The sequence below is a fragment of the Flagellimonas algarum genome (assembly GCF_040513375.1).
GTDB lineage: Bacteria > Bacteroidota > Bacteroidia > Flavobacteriales > Flavobacteriaceae > Flagellimonas_B > Flagellimonas_B algarum.
The window spans coordinates 407,129-431,329 of the sequence record NZ_JBEVTG010000002.1; the positions used below are offsets into that span (position 1 = coordinate 407,129).

Annotated in this window: 20 protein-coding genes; 14 read left to right on the forward strand and 6 right to left on the reverse strand. The window is 48.0% G+C overall.

Translation table 11 applies throughout. From position 1 onward, the window contains the following. Positions 1 to 111 precede the first annotated feature (111 nt). Complete coding sequence (locus ABV409_RS09075) at positions 112 to 645, forward strand: Cif family virulence factor (RefSeq protein WP_353877266.1); 534 nt, start codon at positions 112 to 114, stop codon at positions 643 to 645. On the opposite strand, the gene glmM is transcribed toward ABV409_RS09075, so the two are convergent. Continuing rightward, entirely contained in the window at positions 642 to 2,030 is a 1,389-nt protein-coding gene (gene glmM, locus ABV409_RS09080; RefSeq protein ID WP_353877267.1) for a phosphoglucosamine mutase, read from the reverse strand. The two genes, ABV409_RS09075 and glmM, sit on opposite strands and share 4 nt — an antisense overlap. Before the next feature lie 71 nt (positions 2,031 to 2,101). Here glmM and ABV409_RS09085 point away from each other — a divergent pair, with 71 nt between their 5' ends. Genes ABV409_RS09085 through ABV409_RS09110 form a run of 6 tightly spaced genes read left to right on the forward strand, consistent with a single transcriptional unit; the run spans position 2,102 to position 8,698 of the window. Then, the gene (locus ABV409_RS09085; protein ID WP_353877268.1) at positions 2,102 to 2,695 is read left to right on the forward strand and encodes an acyl carrier protein phosphodiesterase; all 594 of its coding nucleotides are present in this window, start codon (positions 2,102 to 2,104) and stop codon (positions 2,693 to 2,695) included. Continuing rightward, on the forward strand, positions 2,683 to 4,365 hold the full coding sequence (ggt, locus tag ABV409_RS09090; RefSeq protein ID WP_353877269.1) for a gamma-glutamyltransferase: 1,683 nt from the start codon (positions 2,683 to 2,685) through the stop codon (positions 4,363 to 4,365). Before ABV409_RS09085 ends, ggt begins: the two co-directional genes overlap by 13 nt. A gap of 11 nt (positions 4,366 to 4,376) precedes the next feature. After that, positions 4,377 to 5,294, forward strand: a complete 918-nt coding sequence (locus ABV409_RS09095) for an ATP-grasp domain-containing protein (protein ID WP_353877270.1) — start codon at positions 4,377 to 4,379, stop codon at positions 5,292 to 5,294. Continuing rightward, positions 5,291 to 5,995, forward strand: coding sequence for a hypothetical protein (locus tag ABV409_RS09100; protein ID WP_353877271.1), 705 nt, complete (start codon positions 5,291 to 5,293; stop codon positions 5,993 to 5,995). Before ABV409_RS09095 ends, ABV409_RS09100 begins: the two co-directional genes overlap by 4 nt. Next, positions 5,988 to 7,145 (forward strand): LLM class flavin-dependent oxidoreductase, encoded by a 1,158-nt coding sequence (locus tag ABV409_RS09105; RefSeq protein ID WP_353877272.1) that lies wholly within the window; start codon positions 5,988 to 5,990, stop codon positions 7,143 to 7,145. The genes ABV409_RS09100 and ABV409_RS09105 overlap by 8 nt, the downstream gene beginning before the upstream one ends. A 2-nt stretch (positions 7,146 to 7,147) precedes the next feature. Next, positions 7,148 to 8,698, forward strand: a complete 1,551-nt coding sequence (locus ABV409_RS09110) for an SLC5 family protein (RefSeq protein WP_353877273.1) — start codon at positions 7,148 to 7,150, stop codon at positions 8,696 to 8,698. Here ABV409_RS09110 and ABV409_RS09115 read toward each other — a convergent pair. After that, positions 8,695 to 9,765 carry a transporter substrate-binding domain-containing protein gene (locus ABV409_RS09115; RefSeq protein ID WP_353877274.1) on the reverse strand — a complete coding sequence of 357 codons (1,071 nt, stop codon included), beginning with the start codon at positions 9,763 to 9,765 and terminating at the stop codon, positions 8,695 to 8,697. The genes ABV409_RS09110 and ABV409_RS09115 overlap by 4 nt on opposite strands. Positions 9,766 to 9,808: 43 nt before the next feature. Further along, positions 9,809 to 10,570 (reverse strand): XRE family transcriptional regulator, encoded by a 762-nt coding sequence (locus ABV409_RS09120; protein WP_353877275.1) that lies wholly within the window; start codon positions 10,568 to 10,570, stop codon positions 9,809 to 9,811. 98 nt (positions 10,571 to 10,668) lie between these two features. On the opposite strand from ABV409_RS09120, the gene ABV409_RS09125 reads away from it, so the two are divergent. From ABV409_RS09125 to ABV409_RS09135, 3 genes are read left to right on the forward strand one after another with little or no spacing between them, the layout of a single operon-like run. Next, positions 10,669 to 11,928 carry a putative DNA modification/repair radical SAM protein gene (locus tag ABV409_RS09125; RefSeq protein ID WP_353877276.1) on the forward strand — a complete coding sequence of 420 codons (1,260 nt, stop codon included), beginning with the start codon at positions 10,669 to 10,671 and terminating at the stop codon, positions 11,926 to 11,928. A gap of 11 nt (positions 11,929 to 11,939) precedes the next feature. Next, positions 11,940 to 12,101, forward strand: coding sequence for a hypothetical protein (locus ABV409_RS09130; RefSeq protein WP_353877277.1), 162 nt, complete (start codon positions 11,940 to 11,942; stop codon positions 12,099 to 12,101). Positions 12,102 to 12,105: 4 nt separating this feature from the next. Next, the gene (locus ABV409_RS09135; RefSeq protein ID WP_353877278.1) at positions 12,106 to 12,885 is read left to right on the forward strand and encodes a TIGR03915 family putative DNA repair protein; all 780 of its coding nucleotides are present in this window, start codon (positions 12,106 to 12,108) and stop codon (positions 12,883 to 12,885) included. On the opposite strand, the gene ABV409_RS09140 is transcribed toward ABV409_RS09135, so the two are convergent. Genes ABV409_RS09140 through ABV409_RS09150 form a run of 3 tightly spaced genes read right to left on the reverse strand, consistent with a single transcriptional unit; the run spans position 12,882 to position 15,053 of the window. Beyond that, the gene (locus ABV409_RS09140; RefSeq protein ID WP_353877279.1) at positions 12,882 to 13,580 is read right to left on the reverse strand and encodes a class I SAM-dependent methyltransferase; all 699 of its coding nucleotides are present in this window, start codon (positions 13,578 to 13,580) and stop codon (positions 12,882 to 12,884) included. The two genes, ABV409_RS09135 and ABV409_RS09140, sit on opposite strands and share 4 nt — an antisense overlap. 19 nt (positions 13,581 to 13,599) lie before the next feature. Then, positions 13,600 to 14,124, reverse strand: a complete 525-nt coding sequence (locus ABV409_RS09145) for a DUF8685 domain-containing protein (protein ID WP_353877280.1) — start codon at positions 14,122 to 14,124, stop codon at positions 13,600 to 13,602. Positions 14,125 to 14,153: 29 nt separating this feature from the next. Then, a complete protein-coding gene (locus ABV409_RS09150; protein WP_353877281.1) occupies positions 14,154 to 15,053 on the reverse strand; it encodes a nucleoside hydrolase in 900 nt (299 codons plus the stop codon). A gap of 107 nt (positions 15,054 to 15,160) precedes the next feature. Here ABV409_RS09150 and uvrA point away from each other — a divergent pair, with 107 nt between their 5' ends. The 4 genes from uvrA to ABV409_RS09170 all read left to right on the forward strand — a co-directional run bounded on the left by uvrA (position 15,161) and on the right by ABV409_RS09170 (position 24,160). Beyond that, positions 15,161 to 18,022, forward strand: coding sequence for an excinuclease ABC subunit UvrA (uvrA, locus tag ABV409_RS09155; protein ID WP_353877282.1), 2,862 nt, complete (start codon positions 15,161 to 15,163; stop codon positions 18,020 to 18,022). Between the two features lie 10 nt (positions 18,023 to 18,032). Further along, a complete protein-coding gene (locus tag ABV409_RS09160) occupies positions 18,033 to 18,719 on the forward strand; it encodes an LOG family protein (RefSeq protein WP_353877283.1) in 687 nt (228 codons plus the stop codon). Between the two features lie 30 nt (positions 18,720 to 18,749). Continuing rightward, a complete protein-coding gene (locus tag ABV409_RS09165) occupies positions 18,750 to 21,587 on the forward strand; it encodes a gluzincin family metallopeptidase (protein ID WP_353877284.1) in 2,838 nt (945 codons plus the stop codon). A gap of 158 nt (positions 21,588 to 21,745) precedes the next feature. Continuing rightward, positions 21,746 to 24,160, forward strand: a complete 2,415-nt coding sequence (locus tag ABV409_RS09170; RefSeq protein WP_353877285.1) for an alpha-ketoacid dehydrogenase subunit alpha/beta — start codon at positions 21,746 to 21,748, stop codon at positions 24,158 to 24,160. Positions 24,161 to 24,201 lie beyond the last annotated feature (41 nt).

Here is a 24,201-nt window from a genome sequence, read left to right on the forward strand (position 1 = left end):
TGAAATGTATGGATTCTTGCTTCCTTCTTTGTATTTTTAGGGTGGCTGTTGGTCCAATTTTAGCACTATAACGCCATAGTCAAAAAGTATGTATCCTTGATATATCATGCTATGAAACGTCTCACCATTATCCTAAGCTCATTAACCCTTTCTTTCTGCATGGCCCAGCAACGGGAAATCGAACCATCACTCCTTGCCGAAATCGAATCGGACGTTTGGATTCCCTTTATGGAAGCTTACGCCGACTTGGATGCCGCGAAGTTGAAATCCATCCACACCGAAGACATTTTCAGGGTAACCCTTGATAATAATACAGTGCGCACCGGCATCCCCTACCTCGAGCGATTCGGTGGATTTTTAGAGTCCACTAAGGCCAATGAGGGCGGGTTGGGCATCGCCTTCGCCTTGGTGTCTACAGCCATAAATGAAACCAAGGACTTGGTCTATCAAACGGGGTATTACGAATTCAGTTCGAAAAATGCGGAGGAGCCCCAACCACTCGTCAGGGGTTACGGTTTTTTTACCGTCGGAATTCGAAAAACGGAAATGGGTTGGAAACTCTTCCACGATGTTGACAAACGGGTCGACTTGACCCGTGAGATCTTTGAGGCCCAATTACAAGTCTACCGTTTGGCGCGTAACTAAAGTCCGGCAACTGTTTTGATCTCCCCGATAAAACGATCGGCCAAGGCATCGGCCGCTTTCTGTGTTTTGGCTTCGGTATAAATACGGATGATCGGTTCTGTATTCGACTTGCGCAAGTGGACCCAATTCTCCGGAAAGTCGATCTTCACCCCATCTATGGTGCTGACTTCCCCATCGGCATAGCGGGAATGCATGGCCTCAAGCAAGGCGTCTACATCCAATTCGGGTGTTAGGGCGATTTTCTTTTTACTCATAAAATAAGCGGGGTAGCTGGCCCTTAATTCAGCCACTGTACCTCCACGTTCGGCCATCAACATCAGGAACAATGCCGTGCCGACCAAGGCGTCGCGACCATAGTGGCTTTCAGGGTATATGATGCCCCCATTGCCTTCCCCACCGATAATGGCGGCATTGGCCTTCATTTTTTGGACCACATTGACCTCGCCGACCGCAGCGGCCTCATACTGGCCCCCATGCTTATCAGTAATATCGCGTAATGCTCTTGAAGAAGAGAGGTTGGAGACGGTATTCCCTTTGGTTTTCGATAAAACATAATCAGCACAGGCCACCAAGGTGTACTCTTCACCGAACATCTCCCCATCATCGCTGATAAAGGCCAAGCGATCGACATCGGGATCGACCACGATTCCGAAATCCGCCTTTTGCTCGACCACGAGTTCACAAATAGCACCCAAGTGCTCCTTCAAGGGTTCTGGATTGTGTGGAAAATGACCGGTAGGTTCACAATATAATTCGACCACTTCGACCCCCAAGGCATGTAATAAGCTCGGAATGGCAATTCCTCCTGAGGAATTAACGCCATCGACCACCACCTTGAATCCGCCCGCCTTGATGGTTTCAGCATCGACCAAGGGCAAATCCAAAACCGCGGCGATATGCTTATCGATGTAGGAGTCGTCTTGGGTCACCGTACCCAAATCGTCGACCCCAGCGAAATCAAAAGCTTCGTCTTCGGCCAATTGCAACAAAGCGGCCCCTTGGTCGGCATCGATGAATTCCCCTTTCTCATTCAATAGTTTCAAGGCGTTCCATTGTTTAGGGTTGTGGCTCGCCGTTAAGATAATCCCCCCGTCGGCCCCTTCCATAGGAACGGCTATCTCGACCGTAGGCGTGGTCGAGAGGCCCAAATCCAACACATCGATGCCCAGACCCACCAAAGTCGATACCACGAGGCTCTGAATCATTTCGCCGGAAAGTCGTGCATCACGGCCGATGACGACCCGCAAGCTCTCTTTTCCCGAATATCCTTTGAGCCAGGTGCCATAGGCTGCAGCGAACTTCACCGCATCGATGGGGGTCAAGTTCTCATCGGTAGCGCCCCCTATGGTGCCCCGTATTCCGGAAATGGATTTGATCAGTGTCATCTATTCAAAAATTTTTTGCAAATATAGCGGTATCGGACCGAGTTCCTGTTTCGAATTCGTAAATTCAGACCGTGAACTTTTTGGCCCATATCTACCTTTCTTTTGGTGACGACGACATCAGCCTGGGCAACTTTTTCGCTGACCACATCCGTGGCAACAAATTCGGCCACTTCCCTGATAAAATCCAAAAAGGCATCCGCTTGCACCGCGAAATCGACACCTTTACCGATGCCCACCCCATAGCGAAACAGAGCAGCAAACGCCTGCACCAAAACTACAGTCACTACAGCCGGGTAATCGTCGATATTTTTTATGACCATTTCCTTGCCAAGAACTGGGCCACCTATTCCGAAACGACCTTGGCGGTCTTCGTCGATGACTTTTACGACCTCTTGGAACGGAACTTCAACATGCTACCCTTGGGCACCCAACGGATGCTTCCTTATATGGTCGCCGATAACTGGCTGTACAACTATGCCAACCTCGATGGTATCTCCAGGGTGTTGAACGGGATGAACCGTCGTACCCAGAACCGTTCCAAAATGAACCATGCCATTGTTGACCTTGAAACCCATTATGAGGCTTTCGAAGGGGAGTTCACCGCCTTTTTTAAAGAATTGATTACCTTTTCCGAACATAAATTCAAAGAACTATGCGAAGACTGATCTTACTCCTCCCCTTACTGGCATTCGTCCATTGTACCACTCCTGATGCCGAACCCACGGGGCTAGTCGCCGATGAAGCCATGGTGGTATCGGCCCGGGAAGAAGCCTCGAAAATCGGGGTCGAGATCATGAAAAAAGGAGGCAATGTCTTTGACGCCATGGTGGCCACCGAAATGGCCTTGGCGGTAGCTTATCCGTATGCCGGTAACCTAGGGGGTGGTGGATTCATGGTCTACCGCATGGCCGATGGTTCGACGGGAGCGATCGACTACCGCGAAAAAGCACCTTTATCAGCCCATAAAGACATGTATCTGGATTCGTTGGGCAATGTGGTTCCGAACATGAGTACGGTAGGCGCCACCGCGGTCGGGGTACCGGGCACCGTGGCCGGGGTCATCGAAGTTCACCGCAAGTTCGGCAGTCTGTCTTTGGAAGCGATTTTCGAGCCCGTGATCGCCTTGGCGAACCGAGGGGTGGTCGTTACTGAAAAACAGGCCAAACGACTCGACGCCTTTCGCGAACGCATTGTCGCGGTGAACGGAGACAGTACCAAATTCGCCCAATCTTTCAAAACAGGGGATACCATAAAATATCCGGCTTTGGCCAAAACCATGACCCGAATCATGGAGCAAGGCCGCGACGGCTTTTATACCGGTGCGGTTGCCGACAGTCTAGTCGCTTTCATCACTCGCAGTGGCGGATTCATCACCAAAGAAGACCTCGCCCGTTATGAAGCGAAGTGGCGGGATCCCATTAGCTTCGAATACAAAGACCTCAAGGTCGTTTCCATGAGTCCGCCCAGCAGTGGCGGAATGACCATGAACCAGATGTTCAAAATGATGGAACCCCATGATATCGGGCAATTCGAACACAACTCCATCCAGGCCATCCAGCTGTTTACCGAAGCCGCTCGCAGGGCGTATGCCGATCGCAATTTCTTTTTAGGAGATCCTGATTTCGTCGACATTCCGACCGCTCGCTTGTTGGACGACTCGTATTTACAAGAACGTATGACCGGGTTCTCCTGGGAAAAAGCGACGCCGTCTTCCGAAGTATCCCACGGCGCGATCGAGATCATTGAAAGTACGGAAACCACCCATTACTCCATCGTTGACGCCAATGGCAATGCCATATCGGCCACGACCACCTTGAACGGTGGTTATGGTTCCAAACTGTTTTCCGATGAATTGGGCTTTTTCTTCAACAACGAAATGGATGATTTCAGTGCCAAGCCAGGCGTGCCTAACATGTTCGGACTGATCGGTGCCGAAGCGAACAGCATCGCGCCCGAAAAACGGATGCTCAGCAGCATGACCCCGACCATAGTCGAAAAAGATGGCAAGCTGTGGATGGTAGTCGGCACCCCAGGGGGTTCGACCATCATTACGGCCGTGGCCCAAACGATTTTGAACGTGTACGAGTTTGACATGAGCATGCAAGAAGCGGTCAACGCCCCACGTTTTCACCACCAATGGCTCCCCGATATCATCATGTTCGAGGAGGATGGCTTTCCGGCGGAGTTAAAATCCGGATTACAAGGCAAAGGATACCAATTATTGGAAGGGCGTACACCGGTTATCGGAAAAGTAGACGCCATACGCGTGCTACCCGATGGCCGATATGAAGGAGGGGCCGATAAACGTGGTGATGATACGGCCGTTGGCTATTAAACGACACCATTTTGGACTACGATTTTGTTCTTCTGACCGATCCACGTTTTCTACATGCCCAACCCGGTGACAGCTATACCGACGAGGTGATCTTGGAAGACGCCTTGGTTCAAAAGGAATTGGAAACCCTGGGCTTTAGGGTGACACGGGTATCATGGGATGATCCCCAATTCGATTGGTCATCCACCCGATACGCTATATTTCGTGCGGTTTGGGATTATTTTGATCGATACGCGGAGTTTCAAATTTGGTTTGTAAAGACTGCCGAACTTACCCAATTCATTAACTCCAAAGCGTTGATCGATTGGAATATCGACAAGCACTACCTACTCGATCTTAAGCAAAGGGACATCCATATTCCGAGAACATTGTTCATAGAAGCCGGAAGCACACTGAACTTACAAGAGGCCATCAAAGAAGCGCGAAAAACCCTTGGTTTCGAGGGAACGGATTTCGTGTTGAAACCTTGCGTGGCAGGTGGTGCATGGCACACCTATAAATTCAATGAAACCGATTGGTTGGAATACGATCCCGTTTTCAGACGGTTGATCGCCAAAGAAGCGATGATGCTCCAAGAATTCCAGCACCACATCGTGAGTGAAGGCGAAGTTTCATTGATGTTCATGGGCGACACCTTTACCCACGCGATATTGAAAAAAGCGAAATCAGGTGATTTTCGGGTTCAGAACGATTATGGCGGTACGGTCGAATTGTACCAACCTTCGGAGGCGGAAATTACTTTCGCCAAGCGCACGGTCATGGCTTCGCCCGATTTACCCTTGTACGCGCGGGTAGACATCTTCAAAGACAACCAACACCGTATCGCCTTGGCCGAATTGGAAATCTTCGAACCCGAGCTTTGGTTTCGGCATCATCATGCTGCCGCCCAAACCTTTGCAAGCCAACTTCAAAAACGCCTTTTGCCATGAAAAAATTCCTGAAACGCACGGTACTCTTAATCGGCCTTCTGATACTCGGGCTGGTGCTATACGGGTGGATAGCTAGCGAACCCCTGCCCGAAGGAAAGACCGGTCAGCAAGCGGATGCCTTAGCACAAAAAATGTTACAGGCCCTTAACCAAAAAGCCTATGCGGACACCCGTTTCTTGGAATGGTCGTATCGCAATGGGGCAAACAATTACCAATGGGACAAAAAATCAGGGAGTTGCATCGTATGGTTTGATGACAAAGAAGTGGTTTTGAACCTGAAAAACCCAGAAAAGTCAACAGTAAAAGAAACCGGGAAACCTATTGAGGGTCCTGCAAAAGAGGACCTGATCGAAAAGGCCTTGAAAAATTTCAACAACGATTCCTTTTGGTTGGTCGCCCCATACAAGGTATTCGATGCAGGGGTCGTCCGTAAATCGGTCACCCTTGAATCGGGAGAAGACGCTTTACTGGTCACTTATACATCAGGGGGGTCTACCCCTGGCGACAGTTACCTGTGGCTGTTGAACGACAACGGTTTTCCAAGGGCATATAAAATGTGGGTCAAGATCATACCCATCGGTGGTGTCGAAGCGAGTTGGGACTCGTGGTTGATTACTGAATCAGGAGCATTTTTACCCAAAACCCATGAATTGGGCCCATTAGATCTTGATATGGGTCAAGTAAAAGGCTATAATGAGTAAGATTCCGATCAGTTCGCCCCAGCTCGATGGGGCCGAAATTTCTTGGTTCGCCCCCTTATGTAATGGCGATTTCGAATACATGGGCCAATTCGATGACCATTTAAAAAGCTCTTGGGCCAACACCTCCGAAATCGTCAAAACTGCCGATGAATTGGGGTATCGCAATGTACTTTGTCCTTCGTCGTATCAGGTTGGTCAAGACACCATGAGTTTTGTTTCGGGTATGGCCCCCTTGACACGGAACATCAATCTGTTGGCGGCCATTCGTTGCGGTGAAATGCATCCACCGATGTTGGCCCGTGCCTTGGCCACGATGGACCACATGCTCCAAGGGCGCCTGACGGTGAATATCATTTCGTCTAACCTTCCGGGTGAAAACCTTGATTCGGAAAAACGGTATCAACGCTCTCGAGAGGTCATCCAAATCCTAAAACAAGCTTGGACCCAAGATGAGATTAGTTTTCAAGGGGAATTTTACCAGATCGAAGGTCTTAAAACCGATCCGGTCAAACCCTATCAGCAAAACGGGGGACCCCTACTCTATTTTGGGGGATATTCCCCACCCGGAGTGGCCCTCTGTGCCGAGTACTGTGATGTATACCTCATGTGGCCCGAAACCGAAAAGCGCTTATCCGAACTGATGCAAACCATGGCCGATAAGGCAGCCGAACATGGACGCACGGTCGATTTCGGCCTGCGGATACACATGATCGTCAGGGAAACCGAGCAAGAGGCCCGGGCGCATGCCAAGAAAATCATGTCGAAAATCGATGCCGAACAGGGTTCCGAGATCAGGGAAAGGGCCCTGGATGCCAAATCACTAGGGGTTGCCCGTCAAACGGCCCTTCGCGACAATGCCGATTTGGACGGCTTCGTCGAAGATCATTTATGGACAGGGATCGGAAGGGCGCGATCGGGCTGCGGTGCCGCATTGGTTGGCAACCCAGATCAAATCGTAGCCAAGATCCAACGGTATATGGACCTGGGTATCCGAAGTTTTATTTTTTCGGGATACCCGCATTTGGAAGAATGCAGGCTTTTCGCGGAACTCGTACTTCCGAAACTGAAAACCGTGTCGCTGCCTGAAGTCTATGGCAGGCGACCTAAGAACGAACCCATGACCCCGCTAGGGGCCGCAAAACGCCAATAACCATGGATATCGCGATCGTCGGGATGTATTTCGTAGCCGTTATGGTCATCGCACTTCGGGGCAAACAGGATAAGAATGCCACAATCGATGATTACTTTTTAGGTTCGCGGAATCTTAAATGGTATTCCATTGCCTTTTCGACCATTGCCACCAACGTGCATGGGTATCAATTCTTGGGCATGATGGGTTCTGCCTATCTGTTTGGTCTTGCCCAGGCGAATTTCGAAATCAATGCGATCCAAGGCCTTTGGATGGCCGCCTTTATTTTCGTGCCCTTGTACCTGAAGGATAGAGTGGTGACGATCTCGCAATTCATCAAAAACCGATTGGGTGAAACCGTATCCCGGGTGTATTCCATTGCCAATATCATCATGTTCGCCTTTTTAGGAATCGGTATCGCTTTGATGTGGGGGGCCTACGTTGCCGATCTTGTTTTTCAAGACCAATTGTTGTTCATTAGTGAAGACCGATTGACCCGTTTGGTGGTCCTAATCGTTTTCTTAGGGGTATTTTCAGCGATTTATACGTATTTCGGAGGTCTAGCAGCAGTGGTGAAGACCGATATCCTTCAATTTGGGATCTTGACCTTGGGGGGTATCATGATGCTTTGGGTCTCCATCAAAAAGCTAGGGGGTTTCGACCAGCTCTACGAAAAGACCCCTGAATTGATGCATTTGCATTTGCCCGCCGATCACCCCCAATTGCCTTGGATCGGTATGCTAGGGCTTTTCTTTTTGAATATCAATTATTGGTGTGCCAATCAAGTGGTGGTGCAACGGAGTTTGGCAGCCAAAAGTCTCAAGCATGCCCAGTCGGGCCTCATGGTAGGCGGCATCATGAAGTACCTCATGGCCTTGATCGTTATCATTCCCGGTATCGCTTTGGCTGGAATTTTGGGCCCGGAAGCCTTGGCCGAAGAACCTGATCGTGCCTTTTCCTATATCGTCAATAACTTCCTCCCTACCGGATTAAGGGGAATCATGCTATGTGCCATTTTCGCTTCATTGATGAGTACCATTGACTCCGTTTTCAATTCACTGGCGACCCTCTACTCCATTGACATCTATAAAGGCATCCTGAACAAAACCGCCACGGATCAAGAAGTAGTCGCCGTAGGTCGAAAGACCATCTTGACGGGGCTTTTTACCGGTATCGCAACCGCGATTTTCTTGATATCCTACAAAATTTCGAATTCCGAATCGGCTTTCACCCATGCGTTGAATGATCTTCGTTACATTTTCAACACTGGCTTCGTGGTCATCATCTGTATTGCCGCCTTTTTGATCCTTCCACGAAAAAAATGGGCCCTTTTGGGGTTCTTGGCCACCTTACCCATCAATTTGGTGACACGCTGGTTGTATCCGGATATGAACTATTTGGTACGTGCCTTGATCATTATCGTGTTGGCTTTTGCCTTGGTAGCCCTACCCAACCTATGGAGGTATGGCTTGAAGCCCGTACATGAATACGTCGTTTTCGGTGACCGAAAAGTGAAGTGGTTCGGGTTCGGATTGTTGCTTTCCTTGGTGTTATGCCATGTGGTCTGGCATTAAATTTCCGATAGGCCGAATTCGGCCAAAACGATTTCCCATTCTTGGGTCTCGGTGATCTCCAAAATACGTTGTGAGATGGCTTGTTCGAGTTCGATAGCGTCTTTTTTGATACCAAAGGCATAAAATTGCACATCGAATTTAAGCGGCAGCACTTCCAATTTGTTAAGGCTGGAGTCTTTTTTGATGCGGTATTGCAAAATGGGTTCGTCGTAAATAAACGCCTCGATGTTTTCCGCTTTCAACTCCATCAATCCAGGGCGAACACCGGAATAGGTTTGGATGTCCTTAAAGAAATGGGCTTTTAAAAAATCGTTGGCTTCGGATCCGTTGACCGTGCCGACCTTCCGATCCTTGAAGGCATTGAAACTTTCATTGCTATTGGCCAATTGGTTGACCGTTAAGCTCGAAGCGATACTTGCGGTGAGACCGGAGACAAAGATCAATCCGCTGAACATGAGTCCCAATGCGGCGATCTTTCCAAAGCGCGTTTTCGGGGCCTTATCGCCGTATCCGACCGTAGTCAAGGTAACGACCGACCACCAGAGTCCATCCCAAATTCCCTTATGATCTTTCCTGAAATCCTCATTATAATGTCGTTCACTCAGCCAGGCGAGCAAGCCGAAGAACAGGAGAAGGATGAACAAAAGCAAAAATCCGCGTAAGAAGTTCATGTGCAAAAACGCTTCGAAAAACTGGCGGATCTTTTGAATGGAGGACTGCTTGGTCACGGCAATGCTCGAATGGGAAGCGAAGAAGGAATGGGTGAACTCCATTTGCTTGCTACGGTTTCCGGTAATCGTCAAGGGGTTGATGCTGACATCAATCGAGCCGTTTCGCAGCGAATCGAGCATGTCGGCAAAGTTCATTTCGACCAACTCGTATTCGATTTCGAGGTCTTCGGCCACTTGTTGCCAAAGCCACACATTGATTCCTTCCAACAAACCGTCTTCATTGATGATAAAGGGTGCGGCCGGAGTGAATCCTACCCGAAGGGTATCGGCAAGTGATTGGGCAAAAAACAATTGGGTGAAAAGCAAGCCAAGAAGCAAGGCACATCCTTTTCTCATGGTAAAATGGGTTGGTTTACCATTTAAATATAGGGGAAAGTTCTTAATTATTCGACTGCCCTACCTGTCGTTTCAATTCTTCCATAGAGGCTTGCAGCTGTTTCAACAAACCATGATCGGTAGTCGCATCGACATGAAAGGTCAATTTGCTGCTGACTTCCCAAATCTCTTGGATCTGGAAGGGTTTGATATCATACGGAGGGTAGGTTTCGTTCAAGGAAATCAAAGTGATGTTGTTGGAGTTGGGTCGCTTTTCGATTTTCTTGACCATCACCGAATCTTGTAAGACCACAACGTACATCTTGTTGGGACTGACATGGTCGACATGCTCGATGGCCCGGGCCAGCACCCACTCCCCCGGTCTCAGGTTCGGCAACATGCTATCGCCCTCTACTTGAAAGCCGCGATAGGTCGCATTTCGAAATTCGGGTATCGGCAGGTCAAAGGCAGGGAGTTGCTGGTACCAACTGGTGTCTTGGATGTTCTGGGGGTAACCCGCAGCGGCCTTGGCATTGACCAAGACCATATTGTCTTTGTCGGAGCGGTCAACGGTAACGACTTTAGGGATTACATGGGTGTGTGAAGGTTCTAAGTGTTTGGATTCGTTTTCACTGAACAGCCACAACGGATTGATCTTGAACTGACGTAACAACTCCATCACCACCTTGCCCGACAACTTCGTACGGCCGCGTTCGATATCGGCCGTGGTATTCGAGATCCCCAATAACTTGGCAAACTCCGCTTGGGTATACCCCAATTCACGTCGTACTTCGATAAATCGTTTGAGGGTCAATTCGTTTTCCATACTCAAATATAGCCAATTCGGATTATTTCCAAAATATTTTTTGGATTATTTCCAATTATTGGATTATTTCCATATTTTTGATTGGAATATTTCCAACTATGGGTTTTGATCGTATCACAGAAAAATTGAATATCCTCGCGGATGCCGCGAAATACGACGTGTCTTGCGCCAGTAGTGGCAGCAATCGCACCAATACCAAAAAGGGGCTGGGCAATGCTTCGAAAATGGGCATTTGTCATAGTTATACCGAAGATGGGCGCTGTGTGTCCCTATTAAAGATCCTACTGACCAACCACTGTATATTCGACTGTGCCTATTGTGTAACGCGCAAGAGCAATGACGTCAAACGCGCTGCCTTCAAGATCCAGGAAGTGGTCGACTTGACCATCAATTTCTACCGCAGGAACTATATCGAGGGCCTCTTTCTGAGTTCGGGTATTTTCAAGAGTCCCGATCATACCATGGAACGGCTTGTCGCGGTTGCCCGTAGGTTGCGCGAGCAAAACTTCAATGGGTACATCCACTTGAAATCCATTCCCGGTTGCAGTGATGAACTCATGTACGAGGCCGGCCTTTTTGCCGACCGTTTATCGGTCAATATCGAGGTGCCTACCATTTCTGGTCTGAAAAAGCTGGCTCCGGATAAAAAGCATGAAGACTTCATTCGCCCCATGCGAAAGGTTACGGATGAAATCGTCCGTTACCGCAATGAGCGCAAGCTGATCAAAAGCACCCCAAAATACGCCCCTGCCGGCCAAAGCACCCAGATGATCGTGGGTGCGACCGGGGAATCGGATAAAGACATCATGTATTCGGCCACCTACTACTACCGGAAATACCAAATGAAGCGGGTGTATTATTCAGGCTATGTCCCGGTGTTAAACGATAGCCGATTGCCAGCTTTAGGGACGCAAGTGCCCGTACTACGTGAAAACCGATTGTACCAAACCGATTGGCTGTTACGTTTTTACGGGTTTCAGGTCAACGAACTTTTGAATGATCAATATCCCGATCTTGATATGGAAATCGACCCCAAACTTTCTTGGGCCTTACGCAACCTACATCATTTTCCGGTTGACGTCAATCGCGCCGATAAGTCGCTTTTGGCCCGGGTACCCGGACTCGGGATGCGATCCGTCGGAAAGATCATCAAAGCACGCCGATTCAGAAAGTTGAATTGGGAGCATCTTAAAAAAATCGGGGTTAGCCTGAACCGGGCGCACTATTTTCTAGTTTGCGATAGTCGGGATTGGCAACGTAAGGACCTCGATGCCGACACCATCAAAGGTCGGATCTTACAGCGATCCACGAGCAAATTCAATAGCCACCAACAACAACAATTGACCCTGTTCGCCTAAATTATGAGCCGATGAAAACGAATATCATACACACAACCACAACGAAGACCACTTATTTGGAACGGAAAAGAAGGGTCATTTTGGATATGGGCTACGGCTTTATCGCCTTTCGTAGCCGCACTAAAAAATCCTTGAAGACCTTGAAAAAACAGATTGGGTACTTAACCTCTTAATACTATGATGATGAACGAAATGAAAACCTTGATCTACGACGGAAGTTTCAACGGCTTCTTAACCGCGGTGTATATCGCTTTTGAACAAAAATTACAATTGGCCGACATCCAAAAGAACGGCAGGGACCAAAGCGGTTTGTTTTCAGACAACGAAACCATCTTTACCCATGTCGAAAAGGCCAAGCGGGTTTGGAACGGGGTTCGAAAAAAGAACTACAACGCCATATCCAACATTTACTTCGCCTTTTTGAGTGAGGCCACCGGCATCGAGATGCACTGTTATCATTACATCCGCAAAGTGATGGAACAACAGGGGAAACATACCGATTTCAGTGATGATGTGATTCTTTATGTCAATGCGCAAGCCAAAAAAGTTGGACGCGAAAAACATCGCATGGAAGCCTTTGTCCGATTTCAATTGACCAAAGACAACATCTACTTTGCGAATATCGCGCCTGATTTCGATGTCTTGCCTTTGATATCAAAACATTTTAGAAACCGCTATGCAGACCAGAAGTGGTTGATTTATGACGTGAAACGGCGCTATGGGATATTCTATGATATGGAAGGGGTCGAGATCGTTTCCTTGGATCTCAATGAAGTCCATTATAACCGAATCGCCCATAACAAGGCCTTTGAAACGGAAGAATACGAATACCAATCGTTGTGGAATAACTATTTCAAAAGCACCAACATCCAATCAAGGATCAATCGCAAGCTCCACACCCAACATGTTCCCAAGCGTTACTGGAAATATTTAAGTGAGAAAAAAGAAGCCGTTTAGACTGATTTTCTGGCCCTTAGACATAAAAAAGCCGGAAACGCCATGAGTTCCTTGTAGTGTTTGGGGTCCGATTCCTTGAATTCCGGAAGCGGTTTGGGTTCTATGAAAGCGTCGATGACGAAACCGTTTTCCAATATAGGCTGCATACAATCATGGAGGGATCGACGATAACTATCGACTATGACTTTCTTTCCGAAACCGGACCAAGTCGCTTTCACGGCCTCGATTTCAAAATAGTTAGTGGATTTAAAATACCCGTAGCAAAAAAAAGGATGTTCAATGGACAGGACGACTTGGCCATCCGGGCGCAAGACCCGATTGAACTCCTTGAAGACCCTATCCCAATCTTCGATATAATGCATAGCCAACGCACAGAGCACGGTATCGAAACTGCCGTCATCAAAGCGATCTAAGGGCGTAGACAAATCGTGTACAAAGAACTCCCCGGCATTCGGATTCCTTTTTTTCGCCAGCTCGACCATTTTCGGGCTGAAGTCGAAACCGGTGACTTTCGCGCCTTGCCCCAAAAGGATTTCAGCATATTTTCCTGGACCACATGCCGCATCAAGCACATGCTTGCCTGCCACCTCTCCAATTAGGCCCAAGGTATTCGGACGATCATACAGGGCGTTGTGTGGCTTGGTGTCGATTTTAGCGTCATAACGTTCCGCTAAAACCTCATAAGCCGCCCGCACTGCATCTTGTAACGGCTTTTTATTTGCTTTTTTCCCCCACAAAGCGATCGCTATCGTTTTTGAACAACACATTGAAACTGGTCAAAGACCCATAAATCCTAGTGATGTACTGTTGCAATTCGACCTTGTCTTGATCATCAAGGGTCTTGCTGCTGTTGATCTTTTGCTCCATCACCCGCAGACGATCGCGAACCATGACGATTTTGTGGAAAAAAGTGGCAATTGGCATTTCTTTGGCAGCGAGGTCCTCCCCAGGTTCCAAAATCAACTTCCCCCCTTTCCACTTATCGGCCAAGGCCACCCTTTCGTGGGTATCACCCCATTTTTTCAAAATAGAGACCAAACTGCTTTCCACATCAAAAAGACTGACGGTGTCTACATCATCATCTGCACGTTCAATGACTTCAAACTCCGAATCCAAACCAATGGTTTCCAGCCCGTTTGCAATGAATGTGACCCAATAATGTTGTGAAGAGACATTGGTGACCACCCCTTTTCCATATTCCGGATGGTCGATTCGGGATCCAATACCCAATAACTTCATACTTGCGATTTTAGAACCTTAAAAATACCCTACTCCGGTTCAAAAGCCAAAAGGGTATTGTAAAAATCACGATAAATCGCTTGGACATCAATAGAATCATAAAAGGTCACCGGGCGGTTGCCGCTGTCGCGTGAAGTTGTAATCGTCTGGCTGGTAGCGAACTCCGGATGGATAAATGCGGCCACCAATCCCAAATCCCACAGGATCCTGCGTTGTCGCGACCCGTCGATATGATCGTCCCAACGCTTCAATAGATACTTGCCGATTTTGTGTTGTCCTATGGACCGTTCCAAATCAAGGTATGCGATTTCCATTTCAACCGCCACGTTGATTGGCATGATATGCAAATCAGCTTCCGAATCGAGCACAAGATCCAAGGCAAAAGGATCCATCAGTGGGTTGAAATCATTGCGCTTCAATACCTGCGTTTCGAAATCAAGGGTGGTTCCCAACCAAAAAATCGTCAGTTTGGAAGCGATTTCAGGTGCTATCAGCATCGCGGAAGCCACATTGGTCAAAGCCCCAAGAACAAGGATCGTCACCGAATCGGAATGCTGCGCCTGGCGTATGATCTCATATGCCGCTGCGGAATGTTGGGCCCGATCACCCCAGTCATAGGTCCTGGCAGCACCACCACGCAAGGTTTTTACCTCTAGGCCCAATTCACCTAGCAGCTGTTGGTTCAACCGATGGCTGTTCTCCATGCTTTTGTCGATCGACCAATGACTGGTTTGCCAATGGGCTGCGTTCAAAGCGGTGACCTTTACCGATGGTTCCAGCAAAATTCGGGTCAAGGCATAGGGGTCATCGACCTCATTGCCGGTGTCGGCATCGACAATGACGCTCCGGATTTCTTGGCCGGTCAGACTGAGGGGGGCACTTAAAACCATGAACAGGAAACAAAGGGAAACGAGCGGTAATGAACGCATGATGGCCTATTTTTTCTTAAGGTACGCTTTGGTTGATGATTTACAAAATGTAAGCTTTGACCGGCTTCCGTTTTACACCCCAATTGATTATTTTAGCAGCTTGTGCTATGATCAATTTCGAAGAAAATATCGAAGTCCGTGGAGCAAGGGTCCACAACCTCAAAAACATTGATGTCACCATACCGCGTGAAAAGCTGGTGGTCATTACCGGACTATCGGGTAGTGGAAAATCATCACTGGCTTTTGACACTATTTACGCCGAAGGCCAGCGCCGTTACATCGAAACGTTTTCAGCTTATGCCCGGCAATTCCTCGGTGGGCTCGAACGTCCTGACGTCGATAAGATCGACGGGCTTTCACCTGTAATCGCGATAGAACAGAAAACCACTTCCAGATCGCCCCGCTCTACGGTAGGCACGATTACCGAGGTGTACGATTTCCTTCGATTGCTTTATGCCAGGGCCGCCGATGCCTATAGCTATGAGACCGGCGAAAAGATGGTCAGTTATAGTGATGAACAGATCAAACAATTGATCATAGAGGCCTATGAAGGCAAACGGATCAACATACTGGCGCCGGTAATCAAATCAAGAAAAGGGCATTACCGCGAGCTTTTCGAACAAATCGCGAAACAAGGTTTCGTAAAGGTCAGGGTCGATGGTGAAATCGTCGATATCGTCAAAGGGATGAAGGTCGATCGCTATAAGACCCATGATATCGAAATCGTAATCGATCGGTTACAAGTCAATCCTTCCGATGAGCTTGACAAAAGACTGGGCGAAACGATCAACACGGCCATGTATAGTGGCAACAATGTATTGATGGTCTTGGAGGCCGATGCATCCGATCCCCGTTACTTCAGCCGGGATCTCATGTGCCCCAGTTCGGGCATCTCCTATCCTACTCCCGAACCGAACACTTTTTCCTTCAATTCACCAAAAGGGATGTGCCCCAGCTGTAGTGGATTGGGTCACGTTTACGAGGTAAACGAAAAGAAGATATTCCCCAACCGCAAGCTAAGTATCAAAGCCGGTGGTATTGCCCCATTAGGGGAATACAAAAAGTCTTGGGCCTTCAAGCAACTCGAAACCATAGGGCAACGTTACGGTTTCGATTTGGAGACCCCATTGGAGAAGATTCCGGAAGAAGCCATGCAAATCATCATGCATGGTGGAAAAGAACGCTTTTCGGTCGATTCAAAAACCCTAGGGGTCAAAAGAAACTATGCGATCGATTATGAGGGGATCTGCAACTTCATCAAGAACCAATTCGAAGAATCGAATTCCGCGTCCATCAAGCGATGGGCAAAGGATTACATGGATAAAATGGACTGCCCGAGCTGCCATGGGGCGAGGTTGCGAAAAGAATCACTTTACTTCAAGGTGGGCGGTCGCAATATCGCTGAACTGGCCGGTCTTGATATTATGGAACTCGCACGGTTCTTTGAGTCCTTCCAAGCGGAAATGCAAGGTGACCAAAAGAAGATCGCGGAGGAAATCGTAAAGGAAATCCGTACGCGGATCCGTTTTCTCCTTGATGTCGGACTCGATTACCTTTCATTGAACCGAAGCTCGAAATCCCTTTCGGGTGGAGAGGCCCAGCGCATTCGTTTGGCCACCCAGATCGGCTCCCAATTGGTCGGTGTGCTCTACATCTTGGACGAACCCAGTATCGGCTTACACCAAAGGGATAACGAACGACTCATACAGTCTTTGGTGTCGTTACGAGACATTGGAAATTCGGTGATCGTGGTAGAACACGATCGCGATATGATCGAACATGCCGATCACGTCATCGACATTGGTCCAAAGGCCGGAAAACATGGTGGAGAGATCATTTCGGAAGGACCACCCTCCGAACTCCAGGAACAGCAAACCCTTACAGCGGCATACATCACCGGGAGCAAAACCATACCGGTTCCTGAAAAACGAAGGAAGGGCAATGGCAAGAAAATCGTCTTGTCCGGATGCACCGGCAACAACCTTAAGGACATCACCGTTGAATTTCCCTTGGGGAAGTTGATCGGGGTAACCGGGGTGTCTGGAAGCGGAAAATCCACCTTGATCAACGAGACCTTGTATCCGATCATGAACGCCCATTATTTTAATGGCGTGCGCAAACCCATGCCCTATAAGAAAATTACCGGTTTGCAACATATCGACAAAGTCATCGATATCAACCAATCGCCCATAGGCCGCACCCCACGTTCGAACCCGGCAACCTATACCGGGGTGTTCAGTGAGATTCGTTCTTTATTCGCCAAGACCACCGAAGCGACGATCCGCGGCTATAAACCCGGACGTTTTAGCTTTAATGTGCAAGGAGGTCGCTGCGAAACCTGTATGGGAGGTGGACTCAGGGTCATCGAAATGAACTTTTTACCCGATGTGCATGTGGAATGCGAGACCTGCAATGGCAAACGCTTCAATCGTGAAACGCTAGAAATCCGATATAAAGGCAAGTCGATCGCCGACGTCCTCGAAATGACCATCAACGATGCCGTCGCTTTTTTCGAGCATATTCCGAAAATCTACCGCAAATTGAAAACCATCCAAGATGTGGGATTGGGATACATTAGTCTTGGCCAACAATCGACAACCCTTTCAGGAGGCGAAGCCCAGCGGGTAAAGCTGGCCACAGAACTTTCCAAACGCGATACCGGCAATACCTTTTACATCTTGGACGAGCCTACGACCGGCCTTCATTTTGAAGATATTCGCGTGCTGATGTTGGTTTTGGAACAATTGGTAGACAAAGGAAATACGGTTTTGGTGATCGAACACAATATGGACGTGATCAAAATGATGGACCACATCATCGATATCGGCTATGAAGGGGGGCGCGGCGGAGGCATGGTGGTCGCCAAAGGAACCCCTGAACAGGTTGCCAAAGACAATAAAAGCCACACCGCCAAGTTTTTAAAAAAGGAGTTGGATCAAACCAACACCACTATAGCCAAAGCGGTTTAATACAGGAATTATGAGGAAAGAACAACACCACAAGGGCTGGAACGAGATCAAGACCAACGATTCTTGGGCCATATTCAAGATCATGGGAGAATTCGTCAATGGATTTGAAAAAATGAGTGCCATCGGCCCTTGCGTCTCTGTTTTCGGCTCGGCCCGAACCCAACCTGGTGAAAAATACTATGACCTTGCCGTAAACGTTGCCAAAAGCATCGCCAACGCCGGTTATGGGGTCATAACGGGTGGCGGACCAGGAATCATGGAGGCCGGAAACAAAGGGGCCAATCTTGCCGGAGGTACTTCGGTGGGGCTGAATATCGACCTCCCCTTCGAGCAGCATGACAATCCGTTCATCGACCCGGATAAAAGTTTGGATTTCGACTACTTTTTCGTTCGCAAAGTGATGTTCGTCAAATATTCACAAGGATTTGTGGTCATGCCAGGAGGATTTGGCACACTTGATGAGCTCTTTGAAGCGATGACCCTTATCCAAACGAATAAAATCCACACCTTCCCCATCATCTTGGTTGGATCTGAATTTTGGGGCGGGTTGATCGATTGGATCAAGAATACCATGCTCGAAGCTGGAAACATCAGTCCGAAAGACCTTGATTTGATCCAATTGGTCGATACGGAAGAAGAAGTGGTCTCGATTATCGATGCGTTCTATAAAGGTCGCGAATTGAGCCCTAACTTTTAAGCGCTGAACGATTTGGTAAAGCTTTCTTTTTTGAAGAAAATCATAATGCCGCTCTTGGTATGCTGCACTTGTATGCTATGGGGGCAACATAAAAATACCATTACGGCTACCCTCGATGCCCAGAACAACCAAGTGCGGGTCACCCAATCGTTCACCTACCACAATGCGAGCGATATCGCACTTTCCCATTTATATTTCAATGATTGGAACAACGCCTATTCGAGCAATACCACCCCCTTGGCGAGACATTTTGGTGAAGACTTCAATCGCAGCCTACACTTGGCCAAAAACCGGGAACGTGGATTTACCATACTGACGAGCGTGGTCGACAAAGGATATGCCGGCTTGCAGTGGGAACGGGAACCGGCCGCCGATATCATCAGGGTCGGTTTGGATAGCCCGCTGCAACCTGGCCAAGAAGTCAGTTTGTTTTTCACCTACACCCTTCAACTCCCCGATGGTAAGTTCACCAAATACGGATACAACTCCGACGGCACCATCAACCTAAAGGATTGGTATCTCAGCCCTGCGGTTTTCGATGGGGAATGGCATGTGTATTCCAACAAGGGATTTGATGACTTATATACGGATGTCACAACGACCGATATCAACTTCATTTTTCCCCAAGATCTTTTTTTGGCTTCCAATTTCCTTGAATCGAACGTGTCGGATTTTCCGGGTGGTCAACAAGTTCAACTCAGAGGGTCCGATCGAAAGAACTGCCAAATCATATTGACTCCTGAAAAACAGTTCACACGACATGTGACCCCTTTTATGACGGTCAGTAGCGATCTTGTGAACTCCAGGTATGATGAGATATCACAAGGGATTTCCATTAATAAAGTAGCTCGTTTTATCCACAACAACTTGGGGAGTTACCCCCATGACAATGTGTTGGTCAGCACCTTGGAATACAACAAAAACCCTTTGTACGGCCTCAACCAACTCCCCTCCTTCATTAGGCCCTATCGCGAACAGTTCCAGTTCGAGATGATGTTTTTAAAAACCACCTTGAACAGCGTGCTCAAGGAAACCTTGTTCTTCGACCCTCGTAAGGAACGCTGGGTGAACGACGCGATCGCCAATTATTTGATGATCAAGTATGTGGAGATCAACTATCCGAACCAAAAGCTGATCGGGAAGCTTGCGGGACTCTGGGGAATACGGCGGTCTCATTTGGCCAAAATGGCCTTTAATGAACAATACAATTTACTGCAAATGCTTTCGGCCCGAAAGAACATCGATCAGGCCTTGACCACCCCAACCGATTCTTTGGTACTTTTCAATGAACGGATCGCCAACCGATATAAAGCGGGATTGGGACTATCCTATCTGGCCGATTATGTAGGTGTCGAACGCATCGACAGTACGATCATTGATTTTTATGATGTACACCGACTGAATGCTAGGACCAAGGTCAAGGATTTTCGCACCATTTTGGAACAGTGTGCCGATGATCAGGTCGATTGGTTTTTCGACGAATATGTGGCAACCAACAAAAAAATCGATTTCAAGATCAAGAACGTCGAAAAATCAGAAGACTCCATAACCTTCACCTTAAAGAACAAAAGAGGTACCAACGTACCCATTTCCTTGTTCGGATTGCGCAAGGATTCGGTCATTTCGAAATACTGGTATGCCGATATCGATTCATCGGCCACCTTTACGATTCCGCGTCAAGGGGAAGACCGATTGGTCTTGAACTACGATCAAAAAATACCTGAATTCAATCAGCGTGATAATTGGAAGACTTTGAACGGATTTTTCTCCAGCAATAAGAAGTTGCAATTCCGGTTTTTCAAGGATACCGAAGACCCGTATTACAACCAAGTTTTTTATGTGCCGATCGCGAACTTCAATATTTACGACGGGGTGACACCGGGCTTGCGTATTTACAACAAGACCTTTTTGGAACGAAATTTCAATTACGACTTTTCACCGGCCTATTCCTTCTTGGAAAAGACGGTCGTCGGGCGTGCTAGTTTTCGATATCGCAAGTACCACGATAAGGGCAAGTTGTTCGTTTCGAACTATTTCATAGGGGGCAGTACCTCACATTTCCAGACCAATTCGCGCTTCACGACGATTACCCCGGCTATAAGTTTCGGCTGGCGGCCCAAGGACCTACGTTCGAACAAAAGGCAATCGTTATTGATCCGGCATCGAAATGTTTTCCGAAATATCGATGAGACGGTTTTGAATGACAACAGCATTGATCTTGATCTGGAAAACAACCCCGATTACAGTGTGTTCAATGTGCGGTATGACAAGGTGCATAATGACATCATCAATTTCAAGTCCTCTTCGTTGGACTTCCAACATTCGAGTGAATTCACGAAACTGTCCTTAGAACTGGAGTATCGGAGATTGTTCGAAAGCAACAGGCAATTGAACCTGCGCTTCTTTGCGGGTAAGTTCCTGCGAAACAAGAGCACCTCCGATTTTTTCAGCTTTGCGCTCGATCGACCCACCGACTACCTTTTTGATTTGAATTACCTCGGGCGCTCTGAAGACTCGGGCTTGACCAGCCAACAGATCATCATTGCCGAAGGAGGGTTCAAATCACAATTCGATGATCAATTCGGAAGCGATTGGATCGCGACTACCAATGCGAGTTTCAACGTTTGGCGTTGGATCGAGCTCTATGGCGATGTCGGGTTTATTGGTGACAAGGGAGAATCCGCCCGCTTTGTTTATGATTCGGGCATCCGATTGAACCTGGTTACGGATTACTTTGAGCTGTACTTTCCGATCTATTCGAATAACGGTTGGGAAATCGCCCAACCGAATTACAGTGAGACGATACGTTTTGTAGTCACAGTAAGCCCGAGAACACTTATCGGTCTGTTCACCCGAAGGTGGTTTTAATTGAGGTATTCGTAAAATATTCGGCTTTTTTAAACGTTTCATTTTTGTATTCGTGATTTTTGTAACAAAAAATTGTGAATTCATAAATGATTTTCAAAACCCAGGTGCGTAAAAAACGCTTGGTTTTTACTACTTTTGCAAAAAATCCATCACCCTTAATGAAGACAGACGACGCTACTGCAAACAACTCGATTTCGTACGACGATTTTCAAGAACAAATCCTTCGGGACTTTGAAATCGCCGTTACCAGTCGTGAGTGCAGCCTTTTAGGGAGGCGTGAGGTATTGACCGGAAAAGCCAAATTCGGCATCTTCGGTGATGGAAAAGAACTGCCGCAATTGGCCATGGCCCGTTCCTTTCAAGATGGGGATTTCAGAAGCGGGTATTATCGCGATCAGACCTTTATGATGGCGCTGGGACATTTGGATCCCAAATCGTTCTTCCATGGTTTGTATGCGACGACCGATATAGAAAAGGAACCTATGAGTGCCGGCCGCCAAATGGGTGGGCATTTCGTAACCCATAGCATGACCCAAGATGGGCAATGGGTCGACTTGACCAAGCAAAAAAACAGTAGTGCCGATATCTCTTGTACCGCTGGTCAAATGCCAAGATTATTAGGATTGGCCCAAGCATCGCAGGTCTACCGCAAGGTGAAGGACATCGATCAAACCAAGTTTTCGAACAATGGTAACGAAGTCGCCTGGGGTACCATCGGCAACGCAAGTACGAGTGAAGGGCATTTCTTTGAGACCATCAATGCCGCGGGAGTGATGCAAGTGCCGATGGTCATGAGCATTTGGGACGATGCGTATGGCATTTCCGTTCCGGCCGAATTCCATACCACAAAAGGCGATATCTCCGAAATCCTTAAAGGATTGCAACGGGATACCGAAAATAAAGGCTATGAAATCTTCAAAGTCGCCGGGTGGGACTATACCGCCTTGATCCACGCCTATGAAAATGCGTCGGATATCGCGCGTGACGAACACGTGCCCGTGTTGATCCATGTTACGGAGCTGACCCAACCCCAAGGACATTCCACCTCGGGATCCCACGAACGCTACAAATCACCGGAACGTTTGGAATGGGAGCGCGAAAATGATTGCAACAAGCGGTTTCGCGAGTGGATCATTGATAACAATATCGCCACTGAAGAAGCGCTGAAAGCGATTGAAAAGCGAATCAAGCAACAAGTCCGCAACGCGAAGAAGGAAGCCTGGTCGGAGTTTTTGGCTCCGCACCTCGCCCAAAAGAAAGAATTGGTCGATTTATTGGCCCAAGCTGCCGAAGGTAGTGCGAATAGGACGTTCATCACCAAGGTGATGAATGATTTCATTGCCATTGACGAACCGATAAAGAAAGATATTGCGTCACACGCCAGAAAAGCACTTCGGTACTTGATCGGCGAATCTTCGGAAGCCAAGCAACGTCTTCAAGAATGGATCGATCGGTTCATGGCGATCACCCAACCCAAATACAGTTCGGAACTGTTCCATGAGCAACCCTTCGATACGGCATCGGTGGAAGCGATTGCCCCGATGTATCCTGATGCCCCTGAAGAAGTGGATGGACGGGTGATTTTGCGGGACAACTTCGACGCCTTATTCAACAAATATCCTGAGGCGATGATCTTTGGTGAGGATACCGGGAACATCGGTGATGTGAACCAAGGCCTTGAAGGACTGCAAAAAAAGTATGGGGCCACTCGGATCGCCGATACGGGGATACGGGAAACCACGATCATCGGGCAAGGAATCGGATTGGCTATGCGGGGGTTGCGACCTATTGCCGAAATCCAATACCTTGACTATATCTTATACGCCCTACAAACATTGAGTGATGATTTGGCTACCCTGCGTTACCGTACGGTCGGAAAACAAATCGCACCACTCATCATTAGGACCCGTGGACATCGCCTTGAAGGGATATGGCATTCGGGTTCCCAAATGGGAGGCCTCATCCATTTGTTGCGCGGTATCTACATCCTAACGCCGAGGAATATGACCCAAGCGGCAGGCTTCTACAATACCTTAATGAAGGGCAATGAGCCCGCCCTGGTCATCGAAAGTTTGAACGGCTACCGCCTAAAAGAATTAAAACCTGCAAACTTAGGCGATTTTTGTACGCCGATCGGCGTTGTGGAAACCTTAAGGGAAGGTACCGACATCACCTTGCTCTCTTATGGATCGACCCTTCGGATCGTAGCAAAAGTAGCCCAGGAATTGCAGGAGGTCGGCATTGATGCCGAAGTGATCGATGCACGATCTTTACTCCCTTTCGATACCGCACACGATGTGTTGAAAAGCATCCAAAAAACGAATCGCTTGTTGATCATCGACGAGGATGTACCGGGGGGCTGCTCCGCCTATTTAATGCAAGAGATCCTCGAGAAACAAGGAGGGTATGCCTACCTAGACAGTGCTCCTCAGACTTTGACCGCCAAGGCGCATCGCCCAGCCTACGCCACTGATGGGGATTACTTTTCGAAACCCAATGAAGAAGATATTTTTGAGAAGGTTTATGGAATCATGCATGAAGCTGATCCCGAAGCCTATCCCAAATTGCGATAATAAAAAAAAGCCTCCCGAATGGGAGGCTTTTTATTTCCATA

Coding starts and splice junctions, on each gene's coding strand:
- ABV409_RS09105 (WP_353877272.1), top strand. CDS start 5,988: ATGAGTAAGATTCCGATCAGTTCGCCCCAGCTCGATGGGGCCGAAATT.
- glmM (WP_353877267.1), bottom strand. CDS start 2,030: ATGACACTGATCAAATCCATTTCCGGAATACGGGGCACCATAGGGGGC.
- ggt (WP_353877269.1), top strand. CDS start 2,683: ATGCGAAGACTGATCTTACTCCTCCCCTTACTGGCATTCGTCCATTGT.
- ABV409_RS09130 (WP_353877277.1), top strand. CDS start 11,940: ATGAAAACGAATATCATACACACAACCACAACGAAGACCACTTATTTG.
- ABV409_RS09115 (WP_353877274.1), bottom strand. CDS start 9,765: ATGAGAAAAGGATGTGCCTTGCTTCTTGGCTTGCTTTTCACCCAATTG.
- ABV409_RS09100 (WP_353877271.1), top strand. CDS start 5,291: ATGAAAAAATTCCTGAAACGCACGGTACTCTTAATCGGCCTTCTGATA.
- uvrA (WP_353877282.1), top strand. CDS start 15,161: ATGATCAATTTCGAAGAAAATATCGAAGTCCGTGGAGCAAGGGTCCAC.
- ABV409_RS09145 (WP_353877280.1), bottom strand. CDS start 14,124: ATGAAGTTATTGGGTATTGGATCCCGAATCGACCATCCGGAATATGGA.
- ABV409_RS09160 (WP_353877283.1), top strand. CDS start 18,033: ATGAGGAAAGAACAACACCACAAGGGCTGGAACGAGATCAAGACCAAC.
- ABV409_RS09150 (WP_353877281.1), bottom strand. CDS start 15,053: ATGCGTTCATTACCGCTCGTTTCCCTTTGTTTCCTGTTCATGGTTTTA.
- ABV409_RS09120 (WP_353877275.1), bottom strand. CDS start 10,570: ATGGAAAACGAATTGACCCTCAAACGATTTATCGAAGTACGACGTGAA.
- ABV409_RS09110 (WP_353877273.1), top strand. CDS start 7,148: ATGGATATCGCGATCGTCGGGATGTATTTCGTAGCCGTTATGGTCATC.
- ABV409_RS09125 (WP_353877276.1), top strand. CDS start 10,669: ATGGGTTTTGATCGTATCACAGAAAAATTGAATATCCTCGCGGATGCC.
- ABV409_RS09135 (WP_353877278.1), top strand. CDS start 12,106: ATGATGATGAACGAAATGAAAACCTTGATCTACGACGGAAGTTTCAAC.
- ABV409_RS09075 (WP_353877266.1), top strand. CDS start 112: ATGAAACGTCTCACCATTATCCTAAGCTCATTAACCCTTTCTTTCTGC.
- ABV409_RS09170 (WP_353877285.1), top strand. CDS start 21,746: ATGAAGACAGACGACGCTACTGCAAACAACTCGATTTCGTACGACGAT.